General features: G+C 33.1%; 11 protein-coding genes. 8 read left to right on the top strand and 3 right to left on the bottom strand.

Features of this window, described 5'->3' with window-relative positions; genetic code table 11:
- Window positions 1–13: 13 nt before the first annotated feature.
- Together capB and AAYQ19_RS03250 are read left to right on the top strand one after the other, a co-directional pair.
- Window positions 14–1,273, top strand: coding sequence for a cysteate-C-fatty acyltransferase (gene capB, locus AAYQ19_RS03255; protein ID WP_343533782.1), 1,260 nt, complete (start codon window positions 14–16; stop codon window positions 1,271–1,273).
- A gap of 122 nt (window positions 1,274–1,395) precedes the next feature.
- Window positions 1,396–1,878 (top strand): hypothetical protein, encoded by a 483-nt coding sequence (locus AAYQ19_RS03250; RefSeq protein ID WP_343533780.1) that lies wholly within the window; start codon window positions 1,396–1,398, stop codon window positions 1,876–1,878.
- A 75-nt stretch (window positions 1,879–1,953) separates the two neighbouring features.
- Here AAYQ19_RS03250 and AAYQ19_RS03245 read toward each other — a convergent pair whose 3' ends face one another.
- On the bottom strand, window positions 1,954–3,072 hold the full coding sequence (locus AAYQ19_RS03245; RefSeq protein ID WP_343533778.1) for a GTP cyclohydrolase: 1,119 nt from the start codon (window positions 3,070–3,072) through the stop codon (window positions 1,954–1,956).
- A gap of 46 nt (window positions 3,073–3,118) precedes the next feature.
- On the bottom strand, window positions 3,119–4,087 hold the full coding sequence (locus tag AAYQ19_RS03240) for a transporter (protein ID WP_343533775.1): 969 nt from the start codon (window positions 4,085–4,087) through the stop codon (window positions 3,119–3,121).
- 124 nt (window positions 4,088–4,211) lie between these two features.
- On the opposite strand from AAYQ19_RS03240, the gene AAYQ19_RS03235 reads away from it, so the two are divergent.
- The 5 genes from AAYQ19_RS03235 (at window position 4,212) to AAYQ19_RS03215 (ending at window position 10,661) form a co-directional block, all read left to right on the top strand.
- A complete protein-coding gene (locus tag AAYQ19_RS03235; RefSeq protein ID WP_343533774.1) occupies window positions 4,212–4,499 on the top strand; it encodes a DUF4834 family protein in 288 nt (95 codons plus the stop codon).
- 50 nt (window positions 4,500–4,549) lie between these two features.
- Entirely contained in the window at window positions 4,550–7,159 is a 2,610-nt protein-coding gene (locus AAYQ19_RS03230) for a YfhO family protein (protein ID WP_343533773.1), read from the top strand.
- A gap of 36 nt (window positions 7,160–7,195) precedes the next feature.
- The gene (locus tag AAYQ19_RS03225) at window positions 7,196–8,482 is read left to right on the top strand and encodes a glycosyltransferase family 4 protein (RefSeq protein WP_343533771.1); all 1,287 of its coding nucleotides are present in this window, start codon (window positions 7,196–7,198) and stop codon (window positions 8,480–8,482) included.
- Between the two features lie 35 nt (window positions 8,483–8,517).
- On the top strand, window positions 8,518–9,987 hold the full coding sequence (locus AAYQ19_RS03220; protein WP_343533769.1) for a lipopolysaccharide biosynthesis protein: 1,470 nt from the start codon (window positions 8,518–8,520) through the stop codon (window positions 9,985–9,987).
- 374 nt (window positions 9,988–10,361) lie between these two features.
- Complete coding sequence (locus AAYQ19_RS03215; RefSeq protein ID WP_026729185.1) at window positions 10,362–10,661, top strand: hypothetical protein; 300 nt, start codon at window positions 10,362–10,364, stop codon at window positions 10,659–10,661.
- A gap of 121 nt (window positions 10,662–10,782) precedes the next feature.
- On the opposite strand, the gene uvrA is transcribed toward AAYQ19_RS03215, so the two are convergent.
- Window positions 10,783–13,578 (bottom strand): excinuclease ABC subunit UvrA, encoded by a 2,796-nt coding sequence (gene uvrA / locus AAYQ19_RS03210; protein ID WP_343533765.1) that lies wholly within the window; start codon window positions 13,576–13,578, stop codon window positions 10,783–10,785.
- A gap of 193 nt (window positions 13,579–13,771) precedes the next feature.
- Between uvrA and AAYQ19_RS03205 the strand changes: the two genes are divergently transcribed.
- Complete coding sequence (locus AAYQ19_RS03205; protein WP_343533763.1) at window positions 13,772–16,567, top strand: triple tyrosine motif-containing protein; 2,796 nt, start codon at window positions 13,772–13,774, stop codon at window positions 16,565–16,567.
- Window positions 16,568–16,644 lie beyond the last annotated feature (77 nt).

Genomic DNA, 16,644 nt, shown 5'->3' with positions numbered 1-16,644 from the left:
ACTACACTATATTATGGTAAAAGATTTATTCGAGAGAATTCAGGACAATAAGGGACCTTTAGGAAAATGGGCTTCTCAAGCTGAGGGCTACTATGTTTTCCCGAAGTTAGAGGGTGAGCTGGGTCCGAGAATGACATTTCATGGGAAAAATATTTTAAACTGGAGTTTAAATGATTATTTAGGTTTAGCAAATCATCCAGAAGTTCGTCAAGCAGATACAGATGCGGCAATTCAGTTTGGTGCAGCTTATCCAATGGGAGCTCGTATGATGTCTGGCCACACAACGTATCATGAACAATTAGAAAATGAATTAGCTGAATTCGTAATGAAAGAATCGGCTTATTTATTGAATTTTGGTTACCAAGGTATGGTTTCTATCATTGATGCTTTGGTAACAAAAAATGACATCATTGTTTATGATGTTGATTCACATGCTTGTATTATTGATGGAGTTCGTTTGCACATGGGTAAACGTTTTACTTACAAACACAATGATCTTGAAAGTATGGAGAAAAACCTGCAGCGTGCTACTAAAATGGCCGAAGAAACAGGCGGAGGTATTTTATTTATTACCGAAGGTGTTTTTGGAATGCGTGGACAGCAGGGAAAATTGAAAGAAATTGTTGCTATGAAGCAAAAATACAATTTCCGTTTATTAGTTGATGATGCACACGGTTTTGGTACACTTGGTAAAACAGGAGCTGGAGCAGGTGAGGAGCAAGGAGTTCAAGATGAAATCGATGTTTACTTCTCGACTTTTGCAAAATCTATGGCTAATATTGGTGCTTTCGTAGCGGCTGATAAAACGGTTATTGATTATTTAAAATACAACTTGCGTTCTCAAATGTTTGCAAAAGCATTGCCAATGATCCAAACTATTGGTTCTTTGAAACGTTTAGAGTTATTGCGTAAATCTTCTGCAATTAAAGATAAACTTTGGGAAAACGTGAATGCATTGCAAAGTGGTCTTAAAGAAAAAGGATTTAATATTGGAGATACAAATACTTGTATTACACCAGTTTATTTAGAAGGAAGTATTCCGGAAGCGATGGTAATGGTAAACGATTTAAGAGAAAATTACGGTATTTTCCTTTCAATTGTCGTTTATCCGGTTATTCCAAAAGGAATTATTTTATTAAGAATGATCCCTACTGCTTCTCATACATTAGCAGATATTGAAGAGACTTTAACTGCTTTCGAAGCAATTCGTGAGAAATTAGTTAACGGAACTTACAAAGAAATTGCAGAACGCACAACTGTTGACGTTTCGTAATTGATTACAAAAATAGATTCTCGTAAGTGGGAATTATGTAAAAAAATCCATTTGTTCTACGAATGGATTTTTTTTATTTGAGCTAACTTTAAATCATAATCAACAAAATAAAATAGTGAATTATGAAAAAAGTAATAGCAATAACAACTCTTATTTTAACTGTTCTTATTTCTTGTAAAAAAGCAACTGATACAGAACCAATTCAGATTGAGCCAACACCACCTAAAAAAGCACAGCTAGTTGAACCATCAGGAGATCAATGTTATGCTTTAAGGGCAGATGGAAATGTAATCGAATTAAGTTATAATGTCAATTCGCACCAAGAAGTAAACGGTAAAATGAGTTATAATATTTCCGGAAAAGATAAAAACGAAGGAACTTTGATAGGAAACATGAAAGGCGACACCCTGATTGCAGATTATACATTTTTATCAGAAGGTGTTTCTTCTGTTCGAGAAGTTGCTTTTCTGCAAAAGGATGGTACTCTAATCGAAGGATTTGGAGATGTGGTTGTGATAAATGATAAGTTTACTTTTAAAGATAAATCAAAACTGAAATTTGATCAAAAAAATACTTTAACCAAAGTAGATTGTAAAGTAGAATAAAATAGCATATTCTATAAATTGAAAAAATCCATTCGTTTGGGGGCGAATGGATTTTTTATATTTTATTCTTTACGTTTAAAGATTCTTCAAATAAGTCTTTCTTTGGCAGTGAATTGTTGGGTCGAAGTTCTTCCAAAGCAAATGAATAGCATTGTTTTCCAGTAATTCTGGAGTTCTAATGCAAGTCTGAATTCCTTTAGCAGAAAAAGTCTTGTAATATTCGTCAAAAATTATGGCAGTTACCCCTTTGTTTTGATATTCAGGTCGAATTCCGATTAGATAGAAAACCACATCCTTGCTGTGTTTTCTAGCTTTTAATAGCTGAAGAAATCCAAACGGGAAAAGTTTTCCTTTTATCTTCTGCAAAGCTTCAACAAAACTTGGCATTACAATGCTGAAAGCAACTAATTTGTCGTCTTTGTCAACCACAAATTTGATGTATTCTGGATTGATGAAGCCGATATATTTCTTTTTGAAATATTCTTTTTGAACATCTGAAATAGCTACAAACGAGGCTAGTTTTTCATACGATTCATTGAACAAATCAAACATTTCGTCTACATAAGGCATGATGTCCTTTGTTCTTGTAAAAGTAAGCGCTTTTAATCCGTAGCGTTTTTTGATTAATTCTTGAGCCTTTTGAAAAAACTCAGGTTTTACATTTGAAAAAGGAAATATACTTTCAATGAATTGTTTCTCTACTTGAAAGCCTAATTGCTCTAAATGCGTAACATAATAAGGATGATTGTACCATGTAATCATAGTTCCAATTTGGTCATAACCTTCAGTCAAAACGCCTACTTTGTCCAAATTTGAGAAACCCATTGGCCCTTCGGCATGCTCTAGGTTATGTTTTCTTCCTAACTCGTATACTTTCTCAAGCAAAGCTTTTGTCACTTCAATGTCATCAATAACGTCAAACCAACCAAAACGTACTTTTCTTTTATGCTGATTATTAACTTCGGCCCAATTGATAATTGCAGTGATTCGGCCTACTGGTTTATTATCTTTATAAGCGATATAAAAATAGGCTTCTGCGTTATCAAATGCTGGGTTTTTAGTTTTATCAAATGATTCCAATTCATCTGCAATAATAGGCGGTACCCAATACGGATTGTCCTTATAAAGTGAGAACGGAAATTTGATATATTCAGTTAATTCTTTTTTAGTTTTGGCTTCTTTTATTGTAATCATTAAAGTGCTATTGTAAGATTCTCTTTCAGAGATTTAGTTATAAAATTTATTCGTATTTAGCTTTTCGTTTTCTTTCTTTTTCTTGATAATCAATATCTTTTTTATTATCAGAATTCTTATCAGCCTTTTCTTTGTTTTTTGTTGCTGTAAGTTTTTCTTTGTACCAACCATCATAACGCCAAGAAATTCCAACTCCGCCGTACAATATCGAAGGCGTATTTTTGAAATTTGTACTTATAGAAGCATCAACTTGCATATTTGGTGAAAGAAGATAAGCCGCACCTCCACGCAGGATTGCATCGCTGTAAAAATCACTCTTATATCCTTGATTTTCTATAAATCCAGACCATTTAGCATTAAATCCATGGGTCAAAGTTAAGACATATCCATAACTTGGGTAGTCTGTTCCAATATAATCTGCAATAATATTAGTCACAAAAACCCATCTTCCGCCTCCAAACAAGTTTTGAGTGACCAAAGCTACTTTTGGAGAAATCTCGCTATTTGCTGAAAAATAGTAAGGGTTGTCTGCACCAATAAAATTTGCTCCTGCAAATATAGAAACTGCGGGGATTAATTCATGCCAGTTGAAAGCATGATTGGCTTTGTAGCTGTAAATATTGGATTCTTTTTTGTAATTTTTATATGGGTCGTAAATTAAGTACTTAGCTCCTAAGACGGTTTGTCTAAAATCATTTTTCTTGTAACTAGTATACGGAGTATCAAAATTTTCCATTTGATATTGCACATCAAGAACAAACTCCAATTGCTCTAAAAAGGCTCCATATCTAAGCGTAAAATCGGTTCCGAAACCGCTTGCATCATAATCTAACAAATCGTGCTTTTCTTTGATTCCATAAATGCCAAGTTCGCCCTGAATAACCGATTTTCCGACAGCGTAAGCCGACATAGTTTCGCCTGGACGGTTAGAATTTATGACGTCAGTGTATTGTCCGAAAAAGAATTGGGGCACAAAAAAAAGAGAAGCAATGAGTAAGTTTTTAATTTTCAACATAAATGTATTTTTTGATTAAAAAGCTATAACGCATTTCAAATGTACTATATTTTATTATTTATTTAAGATTGATATTTTAATTTTAAACAGCGGATTTACTAATTTTGGCAAAAATTATATAGTTATGCAAGAAGCATCTTTTACAAATTTGTTTAAAACGATAATGTGGATCATTGCGTTTTATTATATTTTTAAGTTTTTAGCCAAAATCTTTTTGCCAGTATTGGTGAAAAAAGCGGTTGAAAAAGCTGGCGAAAATTTTCAGAGACAACAACAACAATATAGCCAAGACAATTCTTGGCAAAGAACTCAGAATAATAATGATGAGATAATCATCAACACTGCAAATGCAAAAAATCCTCGCGAGACCAAAAAAGTGGGGGATTATGTTGATTACGAAGAAATAGATTAAGTTTGTATCCTGACAAAGTAGGATTCATCATTTAACCAAACCAGCCAAAATTGAAAATAGTAAATAAGTTCTATCCGCACGCCCTTGTAGTACTGGGCTTTATTCTCGTTTCATTAATTTATTTTTATCCAGTTCTGCAAGGAAAACAAATTTTCCAGTCAGATATTGCTCAATATACCGGAATGGCAAAAGAGCAAAATGACTTTAGAGCTGCTGAACATGCTGAACCTTATTGGACAAATTCTGCCTTTGGTGGAATGCCAACTTATCAGTTGGGAGCAAATTATCCGTACGATTTTGTGGGTAAAATTGATGATGCTTTGCGTTTTCTTCCACGTCCTGCAGATTATTTATTTTTATATTTTCTTGGTTTTTATGGCTTGCTTTTGGTTTTAAAAACAGATCCTTTAAAAGCTTTTATTGGAGCCATTGCCTTTGGTTTCTCTACTTATTTGATTATTATTCTTGGTGTTGGTCATAATGCAAAAGCGCATGCCATTGCTTATATGCCGTTGGTTATTGCCGGCTTTATACTCGTTTTTCAAAAGAAATACATTTGGGGAGGACTGCTCACCATGTTTGCTGTGGCACTTGAAGTGAATGCAAATCACTTTCAAATGACCTATTATTTATTGATTTTCTTGTTGATTCTTTCGGGATATTATGCTTTTACTTTTATAAAAGAGAAAGAATATAAACCACTTTTAGTTGCTATTGGAACATTGGCTGTAGCCGGAATTTTTGCCATTGGTGCCAATGCTGGAAATCTTTTGGCAACAAGCGAATATGCTAAATTCAGTACAAGAAGCAACAGTGAGTTGACTTTTAATCCTGACGGAACTAAAAAAGAAAACGAAAATGCTTTAAGCAGAGATTATATCACAGAATATAGTTATGGAATTGCAGAAAGTTTTAACTTGATTGCACCAAGACTTTTTGGAGGCTCAAATCATGAGAATGTAGGTACAGACAGTAGAATGTATTCGTTTATGATTGAGCATGGTGTCCCAACAACTGATGCCGAAAATTTTGTGTCTGGAATGCCAACATATTGGGGAGATCAGCCAATTGTTGCCGCGCCAGCATATATTGGAGCCGTGGTTTTCTTTTTGGCTGTTTTGGCTCTATTTATTGACGACAGAAAAATAAAATATGTATTCCTTACAGGAGCATTATTTTCATTAATACTTTCATGGGGTAAGAATTTTGCTGTACTGACAGACTTTTTTATCGATTATGTTCCAATGTATGATAAGTTTAGGGCAGTTTCGTCAATTCAGGTTATTCTTGAATTGTGCTTCCCTATTTTAGCAGTTATGGGATTGCAATCTTTCTTTAATTCTAAAGATGCCAAATTACAACAGAAAACATTAATTCAGACTGTTGTATTTGTTTTAGGAACCTTGCTGATTTTATTATTTGCGAAAAGTATGTTTCATTTTTCGGGAAGTAGTGATAGTTATTTCTTGCAAACCTACGGACCGGATTTTGTTGATGCGCTGAAAGAAGATAGAATGAGTCTATATTTAGCTGATTTATTACGTTCTGGTTTTTTCACCATTATAACTTTTGTTTTTTTCTTTTGTTATTTAAGATATCAAAATATTATATCAATTTTAGGTTACATATTATTATTGGCATTAGCTTTATTAGGAGTCTTTTTTGTATTTATTGTAATTGGCGAAAAGTCATTAATTAATATTAAAGCATTTGTTCCTGTGGTTTCTTTGGTAGCTGGTTATCTACTTTGGCGTATAATTGCTAAAAAAGAATATAAGGAACTTAGTGTTGTGTTGATAGGAATTATTTTGGTATTAGATTTATTCTTTGTGGATAAAAAATATGTTGCTGCTAAAGATTTTGTGAGTCCGGTTCAAATTGCGGCTCCATTTCAGGAAACTCCTGCTGATGCTAAAATCTTAGAAGATACAACGCATTACAGAGTTTTTGAAGTAAACGGAAACATGTCTAGCGCACGTGCATCTTATTTTCATAATTCTATTGGAGGTTACCATGCTGCGAAGCCTAGAAGAATGCAACAGCTTTTTGATTATCAAATTGCTAAAAATAATTTGGAAGTGCTTAATATGCTTAATGTTAAGTATGTAATCCAAACCGATAAAGATGGAAAAGAAATCCCGACCATAAATCCTGAAGCAAATGGAAATGCTTGGTTTGTAAGTACTGTAAAGTTGGTAAACAAACCAGACGATGTAATGAAAGCTTTAGATCATATCGATACGAAGCAAGTTGCTGTTTTCAATGTTCATGAGCACGAAGCGAAATTCCAAAATGCTCGCATGAAAAAAGCTTGGGATACAACTGGAACAATAAAAGTGGTTCAATACAAGCCAAATTATATCAAATATCAATCTGATAATGCAAAAGACGGCTTGGCTGTGTTTTCTGAGATATACTATAAAAATGGTTGGAATGCTTATGTCGATGGTAAATTGACGGATCATTTCCCTGTGGATTATGTTTTAAGAGCGATGGAAGTTCCTGGCGGAAAACATACAATAGAATTCAAATTTGAGCCTCAAGTTATTAAAACAGGAGGAACAATTACTTTAGCGAGTTCAATTGGAATGTTCTTGTTATTGATTGGTGGGATTTATTTTGAGAGAAAGAAATTGTTTGATAATCAAAAATCAGTTTAATCTCGAAGCAACTTTTAAATATTAAACCCATTTTTCTTGGAACAAAAAAAACTTTTAATAATTACCTATTATTTTCCGCCTGCAGGTGGGCCGGGCGTGCAACGCTGGTTGAAATTTACCAAATATCTGCCTGAATTTGATATTCAGCCAATTGTGTATATTCCTGAAAATCCAACTTATCCAATAGTTGACGAAGGTTTAGTAAGTGAAATTTCAGATAAGGTAATTGTTTTGAAGAATAAAATTTGGGAGCCTTATCAATTGGCTTCGATATTTTCAAAAAATAAAACCAAGAAAATCAGTTCGGGGATTTTTCCACATAAAAAAAAGCAGACTTTTTTAGATAAAACGTTTCTTTGGATTCGTGGTAATCTTTTTATTCCTGATGCTCGCGTTTTTTGGGTAAAACCTTCGGTTTCTTATCTGGAAAAGTACATCAAGGAAAATAATATTGATACGATTGTAACTTCGGGGCCTCCGCATAGTTTGCATTTAATTGGTTTGGAATTAAAAGAAAAACTAAATGTAAAATGGTTTGCCGATTTTCGCGATCCTTGGACAACAATCGGGTATCATAAAGCATTGCGCCTTTCAAGCTATGCCGATAAAAAGCACAAATATTTAGAACATAAAGTGCTAAATGCGGCAGATACTGTTATTGTAACAAGCAAAACTACAAAAACTGAATTTCAAGCCATTACTAATAAACCAATTTCGGTAATTACAAACGGTTATGATATTGAGAATGTTGAAAAACAAACTTTAGATTCTAAATTTACATTGGCCCATATTGGATCTTTTTTATCCGATAGAAATCCTAAGTTTTTATGGGAAGCATTGGTAGAACTTTTAAATGAGATTCCAGATTTTAAGACACATTTAGAAATCAAATTAATTGGTGCTGTAAGTCAGGAAGTATTAGATTCAATTTCAGAATTTAAGCTAAATGATTTTTTAAATCTTTTGGGATATGTTTCGCATAAAGAAGCAATTGCACATCAGAGAAAGTCTCAAGTCTTGCTTTTGATCGAAATAAATTCGGAAGACACAAAAAGTATTATTCCTGGTAAATTGTTTGAATATATGGTGTCAAACCGCCCAATTATAGCGATTGGACCTCAAGGTTCAGACTTTGCCGATATTATTACAGAAACAAATACTGGAGTATTTTTTGATTATTCTGAAAAAGCGAAATTAAAAAGTGTAATTTTGGGCTTTTATAATCAGTTTTTGGAAGGGAAATTACAAGCCAATGGTATTGGTTTACAGCAATATTCCCGAAAAAACTTGACCAAACAATTAGCACAGCTGATTAAAGAATAATCTTTTAAAATCTAAATTCTACATAAACTCAAGAAATGGGTATTGTTTTAAACCAATCTTTTAAAAATACAATCATAACCTACATAGGTTTCGCAATTGGAGCCATTAATACACTTTATTTGTACCCAGTTTTTTTGGGTGCAACATATTATGCATTAACAAATTACATCACATCTGCGGCAAATGTGATCATGCCTTTGTTTGCCATTGGAATGCAGAATACATTGGTCAAGTTTTATTCGCAGTATGATACGGAAGAAAAACGAGAGCAATTTTTATCGTTTACGGCTTTATTTCCTATTTTAATGTGTATTCCGTTAGGGATAATCGGAATCTTTTTCTTTGATGATATTACGGCTTTTGTAACCAAGAAAAATCCAGTTGTAAAAGAATTTATGTATTTGATTCCGTTTATCGGGATTTGTATGGCTTATTTTGAGATTTTTTATGCGTGGGCGAGAGTGCACATGCATTCTGTTTTTGGAAATTTCATTAAAGAAGTCGGGTTAAGGTTGCTTTCAACTGTAGCGTTGATTGGTTTGTATTTCAATTGGATTTCTTTAGTCGGATTTGTGTACATAACTGCTGGAATCTACTTTTTTGCATTTTTGATTACCATGTTCTATGCCTTTTATATCAAAAGGCCGAATTTTCAAATTACGATTCCTGACAATGTAAAGGCTGTAATGGAATATACCTTTTACATTATTCTTTCAGGAAGTGTTGCCAATTTGCTTTTGGATGGTGATAAGCTAATGTTGAATCAATATATGAAAATCGAAAATATTGCTTATTATTCGGTTGCGACTTATATTGCTTTGGTCATTTCAGTTCCGAGTCGTGCAATGCATCAAATCGTTTACCCGATTACAGCAAAACTGATGCATGAAAACAAACACGACGAATTGAATTCCCTTTACAAAAAAACGTCTATCAATTTGCAAATCGTAGGCGGATTTGTAATGCTTTGCATATTTGTAAATATTAATCAGCTTTATGAATTAGTGCCAAAAGAATACAGTGGCGGAATCATTGTCGTGTTTATGATTGGATTATCGAAATACTTCGATTTGATTTTAGGAAACAACAATGCTATTATCTTTAATACTAAATATTACCGAATGGTATTGTATTTAGGTTTAATGCTTGTGGTTTTGACTGTAATCTTAAACATGATTTTTATTCCAATTATGGGGATTTTAGGATCTGCGATTGCTACTTTGCTCTCAATTACTTTATATAGTTTGGCAAAGCTCCTTTTTGTGGTTAAAAAATTGGATTTATATCCTTTTACGAAGCAAACAATCTATTCTGCGTTATTGACATTTGCATTATTTTTAGTGTTTTATTTCTGGGAATTCCCATTTTTCCAATTGATCAGTATCGCTTTAAAATCTATTTTAGTTACCATTTTATACGTATATCTGAATTATAAATTCAATATTTCACCTGACATCAATAATGTGATTGACAATATTTTAAGAAAAGTCAAAATCAAAGCTTAAGAGGCGTAAAAATATAATTCGTAAAAAATCGGCTACAATTTTGTATTAGCCGATTTTTTTTTATGGATATTTTGACAAGTTAGCAAGTAAAGGATAATTCAGGTTCAGAATACTAAAATTTGTAGGTTAACTTGTTGATAATAAGTTGTTAAGTTTGAAATTTTAACATATTTTCCCTTTGCAATTAATTTTATTAAAACTAACTTTATCTAAGAAATCAGCAATACATTGAGATGAACGGTAAAAAATATCATTCATACAGCAATAAAAGTTGATGTTCTGTAGTTTTATTGAGATTGAAATACTTTTCAGGTTGTGAAAAGTGTTAAGTAATTGTAGTAGTATTTAATAATCTTTTAACTTAATTAATGATTATGAAAGGCAATCCACTTAGTCAAGAACAAAGCTTACAGGTATTTTCAAATATGATCTCAAACAAAGTTCATAATGGATTTACACTCGAAGAAAGAAATGATGAATTACTTTTTGCAGTACTTTCAAAAGGCGGAAAAGCAGTAAATCATGGTTTGAATTTTATTATTTTTTGCTTGACATTAGGATTGTGGTCGTTTGCATGGCTTTATCTTACTTTAGAAGCATCAAAGCAGAAAAAAATATTAGTTGCCATCGATGAGGATGGTGTTCCTTTTGAAGAAAGATGTTTAGTCGCTTAATAGTGCTATAGGCTTTATGCCCTAAGCTATAAGCAGAAGTAGCTTAAAAAAAAACAGCCATTTGGCTGTTTTTTCATTTTGTATAAAGCCTAAAGCTTATTGCTTACAGCTTAAAGTCCTATTAAAGTTTGTCTTTTAAATAAATTCCAGTAACCGATTCTTTGACCTTTACAATATCTTCAGGAGTTCCGGTTGCTAATAAATGCCCTCCGTTTTCACCACCTTCAGGACCAAGATCAATAATCCAATCGGCGCATTTGATTAAATCGAGATTATGCTCAATCACAATTATAGAATGTCCTTTTTCGATCAAAGCATCAAATGAAGCTAACAATTTTTTAATATCATGAAAATGAAGTCCCGTTGTTGGCTCATCAAATACAAATAAAGCTTTGTCTTTTGTAGCGCCTTTTACTAAAAATGAAGCCAGTTTGATACGTTGTGCTTCACCACCAGATAATGTAGAAGAAGATTGTCCTAATTGAACATATCCTAAACCAACATCCTGTAAAGGCTGTAATTTTTGGGTGATTTTAGATTGTTTGTTTTTTTCAAAAAATGCAATCGCATCATCAATGGTCATAGTCAAAATATCATTGATGTTTTGATTGTCAAAAGTAACTTCTAGAATCTCTTTTTTGAATCGTTTTCCTCCACAAGTTTCGCAAGGCAAAGAAACATCGGCCATGAAGACCATTTCAACGTTTATCGAGCCTTCTCCTTTACAAGTTTCGCAACGGCCACCATCAACATTAAAAGAAAAGTGTTTGGCCTGATAACCTCTTATTTTTGATAATTTTTCTTTAGCATATAAATCTCTAATATCATCATAAGCTTTTATGTACGTTACAGGATTTGATCTTGAACTTCTTCCAATCGGGTTTTGATCTACATATTCAATATGTTTGATTTGAGAAAAAGAACCTTTTATTTCAGTAAATTGACCCGCTTTTTCAGAAGCACTTTCCAGTTTTTTCTGCATTGCCGGAAACAAGATTTTCTTGATCAAAGTACTTTTTCCGCTTCCAGAAACTCCCGTAACAACCGTCAACACGTCAAGTGGAAAAGTAACGTCAATATTCTTTAAATTGTTTTCTCTTGCGCCAATAATATCAATATGATTTTTGAATTTTCGTCTTCTTTTTGGAACCGAAATCTCCAAATCACCATTCAAATATTTAGAAGTAAGTGAATCTGATTTCAGTATTTCCGGATAAGTGCCTTGAGCAACTAATTTTCCACCAAAAGTTCCCGCTTCTGGACCAATATCAATAATCATATCGGCCGCTTTCATGATATCCTCGTCATGTTCGACTACAATTACGGTATTTCCTAAATCACGAAGTGAAAGCAAAACCTTAATCAATCGTTCTGAATCTTTTGGATGCAAACCAATACTCGGTTCATCTAAAATATACATCGAACCAACCAAACTGCTTCCTAATGAAGTTGCTAGATTAATACGTTGTGATTCTCCTCCAGAAAGCGTTGACGAATTTCTGTTTAAAGTCAGATAATCCAAACCAACTTCTGTTAGAAAGGATAAACGATTATTGATTTCAACCATTAAACGTTTCGCAATTTGTGCTTCGTAAACATTCAGATCAATGTTTTTGAAAAAAGTAACCAAATGTCTGATTGGCAAATCAACTAATTCAGAAACTGTTTTGCCATTTATTTTTACATAAGAAGCTTCTTCGCGCAAGCGTTTTCCTCGACAAGCGTGACATTTTGTTTTGCCGCGGTAACGTGATAACATTACACGGTTTTGTATTTTGTAATTCTTTTCTTCAAGTTCTCTGAAGAAATCATTCAAACCTTGAAAATACTGATTTCCTTTCCAAATCAAGTCTTTTTGTTCTTCTGTCAATTGGAAATAAGGTTTGTGAATAGGAAAGTCAAATTTGTAAGCGTGCTTGACTAATTCATCTTTATACCAGCTCATGCTTTCGCCACGCCAAGGATAAATTGCACTTTCAAAAATAGACAAAGCAGTATTTGGAACCACTAAATCGGCATCAATGCCAATAATATTTCCGTAACCTTCGCAAACCGGACAAGCTCCGTATGGATTATTAAAACTGAATAAGTGAACATTCGGCTCTAAAAAGGTGATACCGTCAAGTTCAAAATTATTAGAATAAGAAAAACGTTTTTCAGATCCCAATTCTTGAAGAAAACAAATTCCTTTTCCTTCAAAAAAAGCGGTCTGTACAGCATCTGCAAGACGATTATAGAATTCTTCTTCCTCTTTAACGACAATTCTATCAATAATCAATAAAATGTCTTTGTTGTCAAGCGAATGCATTTCAGAAGCTGTAAAATCATCTAAACGAACCATTTCGTTATCCACCAAAATACGAGCAAAACCTTGCTGTAAAAGGACTTTTAGTTTGTCTTCAAGCTGTCTTCCTTCTTCTAAATGAATTGGAGCCAATAAAAGCCATTTGCTGTCAATTTCTAATGTTTTCACATCAGCAATAACATCGCTTACGGTATTTTTTTTCACTTCTTGCCCAGAAATTGGAGAAAAAGTTCGTCCAATTCGAGCATATAAAAGTTTGATGTAATCGTAAATTTCAGTTGACGTTCCAACCGTTGAACGAGCATTTGTAGTGTTTACTTTTTGCTCAATTGCAATTGCTGGTGCAATACCTTTAATGTATTCCACCTTCGGCTTATCCAAACGTCCTAAAAACTGACGTGCATATGATGATAAGCTTTCTACATAACGGCGTTGTCCTTCGGCATATAAAGTGTCAAATGCCAAACTGGATTTCCCTGATCCTGAAAGCCCTGTAATCACAACAAGCTTATTTCGCGGAATTGCGACATCTACATTTTTTAAATTATGTACTTGCGCTCCTTTAATGATAATATTTTGCTTTGGGTCGAGTGTAGAAAGATCAATCTGCATAAAAAAAGTCAATTTTTACAAAAGTAATCAATTTTGAATTGAGTTTAGTTAACGAGATTGTTCCAAATTTTAACTAAATCACTATCCGAGCTTTGGTTTTTGAGCGTAAGGTTTTTTATTAAAAACTTGCTATTTCAACATAAAATAAGCTATTTTAGAACTGTTTTTATAATAAATTAATACTTTGCTCGAATTGAAAACAAAACTTTCTGCCCTTTTTCTTTTATTGAGTTTGTTCTTGTCTGCACAGGAGTTTCCGCCAATTGTAAAATATTCAGCTTCAGTTTATGGTGCTGGAAATCAAAATTGGATGATTTCACAAGATGATGAGAACTATTTATACTTTGCCAATAACGATGGACTTTTAGAATATAATGGCACAAACTGGCAATTATATCCTGCGCCAAATGAAACGATTTTACGTTCTGTAAAAGTCATCGGAAATAAGATTTATACGGGGACTTATATGAATTTTGGTTATTGGACAAGAAAGCCAGATGGTAAACTAAAATATACTTCGCTTAGTGACAAAATAAAAAGAAAGATTCTTGACGACGAGCAGTTTTGGAACATTTTAAAATACGATCAATGGATTTTGTTTCAATCGTTAAACCGAATTTATATTTACGATACAAAGACTGGACAATTCAAGATAATCGCCCCAAAAAATGGTGTTGTAAAATCGTTTGCACCCAAAAATGCTATTTATTTTCAGACTTTGAAGGAAGGTCTTTTTGAAATTGAAAGCGGTAAGGCCAAATTGGTCACCGATAATCCTGTTCTGAAAAAATTTATAATCGCCAATATTTTTACAACTGATGAAGGATTATTGATTCAGACCCAGCTCGACGGAATGTATAAACTCGTTGGAAATGTTTTGACACCTTTTCTTACCGATGTTGATTCGGAATTAAAATCAAGTTTTGTTTATAGCAGTCAGCGTCTTCAGGATGGAAGTTTTGCTTTGGGAACGGTTTCAAACGGAATTTTTGTTTTATCGGATAAAGGAAAATTAAAATACCATCTTTCGCAGAGCAAAGGTTTGAGCAATAATACGGCTTTGTCGCTTTTTGAAGATAAAGATCAGAATTTGTGGGCCGGACTAGACAATGGAATCAATTGCATTAATATGCAATCGCCGGTACATAGTTTTACAGATGATTCTGGAGTTTTGGGAACAGTTTATGCATCTGCGGTTTATAAAGGAATCCTCTACATTGGCACTAATCAGGGTCTTTTTTGCAGACCACTTCAAAGCAATAGTGATTTTAAGTTTATAAATGGAACAAAAGGGCAAGTATGGTCGCTATTTATTTATGAAAATACATTGTTTTGCGGACATGATTCGGGAACTTTTGTCGTTACAAATGATTCAGCCAGAAGTATTTTTTCTGCTTCAGGAACTTGGAAGTTTGAGCCTTCTCCAACAAATAAAAATGTATTGCTTCAAGGAAATTATTACGGAATTTCGGTTTTAGAGAAAATCAATAATCAATGGGTATTTCGAAATAAAATCAAAGGATTCGATTATTCGTCTCGCTATTTTGAAATTGCAAACCCTTCTGAAATTTATGTAAGTCACGAATATAAAGGGATTTTCAGGCTAAAACTTGATAAATCATTGCAGAAAACAAATGGATTTTACACTTATAAATCGCCTAAAAATGGTACGCGTGCAAGTTTGACTAAATTCAATAAAGCAATTTACTATGCTTACAAAGGCGGAATTTTTAAATTGAATTCAAAAACAAAACAATTTGAAAAAGATTCGCTGTTGAGTTCGATTTTTGAAAAAGATGAATATACATCGGGTAAATTAATTACAGATGAGTCGAATAAAATTTGGCTTTTCTCCAAAAATTATATCCATTATTTCTCAGCGAGCAAACTCAGCAATCAGTTAAAACAAAATGTAATTCCGATTCCGGCATCTTTGACTAATTCCATGCTCGGATATGAAAATATTACGCAAATTTCGAAATCTACTTATTTAATAGGTACGACGGATGGATATTATACCTTAAATATTGACGATTTAGTCTTTAAGAATTACAAGGTCCATCTGACAGATATTGCCATAAATAAGCAAAATGAAGTTTTGAAAGATGTTGCAATTGAAGAAGAAGGAAGTTTTCACTCCAACGACAATAATATCACATTAAATTATACGGTTCCGGAATATAATAAATACATCAATACTGAATATCAATATTTATTGGAAGGTTTTCAGAATGAATGGAGCGAGTGGAGCACAAAAGCTACCGTGAATTTCAAAAATCTTTCTCCTGGAAAATACACTTTCAAAGTTAGAGCGAAATACGCCAATACCATTCTTGAAAATACTGCCGTTTATACATTCGTGATTTCAAAACCTTGGTATTTGACTAATTTGGCTGTTTTTATTTATTTTCTGTTGATGCTGGCAATGGCTTATTTTATCAATAAAGCCTATCGAAATTATTATCAGAAACAAAAAGAAAAACTGATTGAAGAAAATAATCTTTTGCTTGAGATCAAAGAATTGGAAAATGAACAGCAATTGATGAAACTCAGAAACGAACAACTTTCTCAAGACGTCGATACCAAGAGTAGGGAATTGGCAGTTTCAACAATGAGCTTAAACAGCAAAAATGAATTGCTTGCTTTTATTAGACAAGATTTGGAAAAAACTGGCGAAGGCAAAAACATAAAATCTGTAATTACTACAATTAATAAAAATATTACAGAGGAAGATTCGTGGAATGTCTTTAAAGAAGCATTTGACAATGCCGATAAAGATTTCTTAAAACGCATCAAACAACTTCATCCATTATTAACGCCAAATGATTTGCGTTTGTGCGCTTATTTGCGTTTGAATCTTTCTTCAAAAGAGATTGCGCCACTGTTTAATATTTCGGTTCGAAGTGTTGAGATTAAAAGATACCGACTACGCAAAAAAATGGATTTACAGCACGAAAACGGTTTAGTCGAATATATTTTGGCTGTATAGTAAGATAAAAATCAGCTCAAAAAAACTATACATTACCACAACATTATGATTTTGTTGGGTTTTTGTAAGGCAAATGT

It is taken from the genome of Flavobacterium mesophilum (assembly GCF_039581405.1).
Taxonomy (GTDB): domain Bacteria; phylum Bacteroidota; class Bacteroidia; order Flavobacteriales; family Flavobacteriaceae; genus Flavobacterium.
Note: the sequence above shows the minus strand (reverse complement) of the source record. Positions and strands in the feature narration are given on the sequence as shown.

Bases quoted from the DNA above. Each gene is read 5' to 3' on its own strand.
- AAYQ19_RS03235 (WP_343533774.1), top strand. From the start codon at position 4,212: ATGCAAGAAGCATCTTTTACAAATTTGTTTAAAACGATAATGTGGATC.
- uvrA (WP_343533765.1), bottom strand. From the start codon at position 13,578: ATGCAGATTGATCTTTCTACACTCGACCCAAAGCAAAATATTATCATT.
- AAYQ19_RS03245 (WP_343533778.1), bottom strand. From the start codon at position 3,072: ATGATTACAATAAAAGAAGCCAAAACTAAAAAAGAATTAACTGAATAT.
- AAYQ19_RS03240 (WP_343533775.1), bottom strand. From the start codon at position 4,087: ATGTTGAAAATTAAAAACTTACTCATTGCTTCTCTTTTTTTTGTGCCC.
- capB (WP_343533782.1), top strand. From the start codon at position 14: ATGGTAAAAGATTTATTCGAGAGAATTCAGGACAATAAGGGACCTTTA.
- AAYQ19_RS03250 (WP_343533780.1), top strand. From the start codon at position 1,396: ATGAAAAAAGTAATAGCAATAACAACTCTTATTTTAACTGTTCTTATT.
- AAYQ19_RS03215 (WP_026729185.1), top strand. From the start codon at position 10,362: ATGAAAGGCAATCCACTTAGTCAAGAACAAAGCTTACAGGTATTTTCA.
- AAYQ19_RS03220 (WP_343533769.1), top strand. From the start codon at position 8,518: ATGGGTATTGTTTTAAACCAATCTTTTAAAAATACAATCATAACCTAC.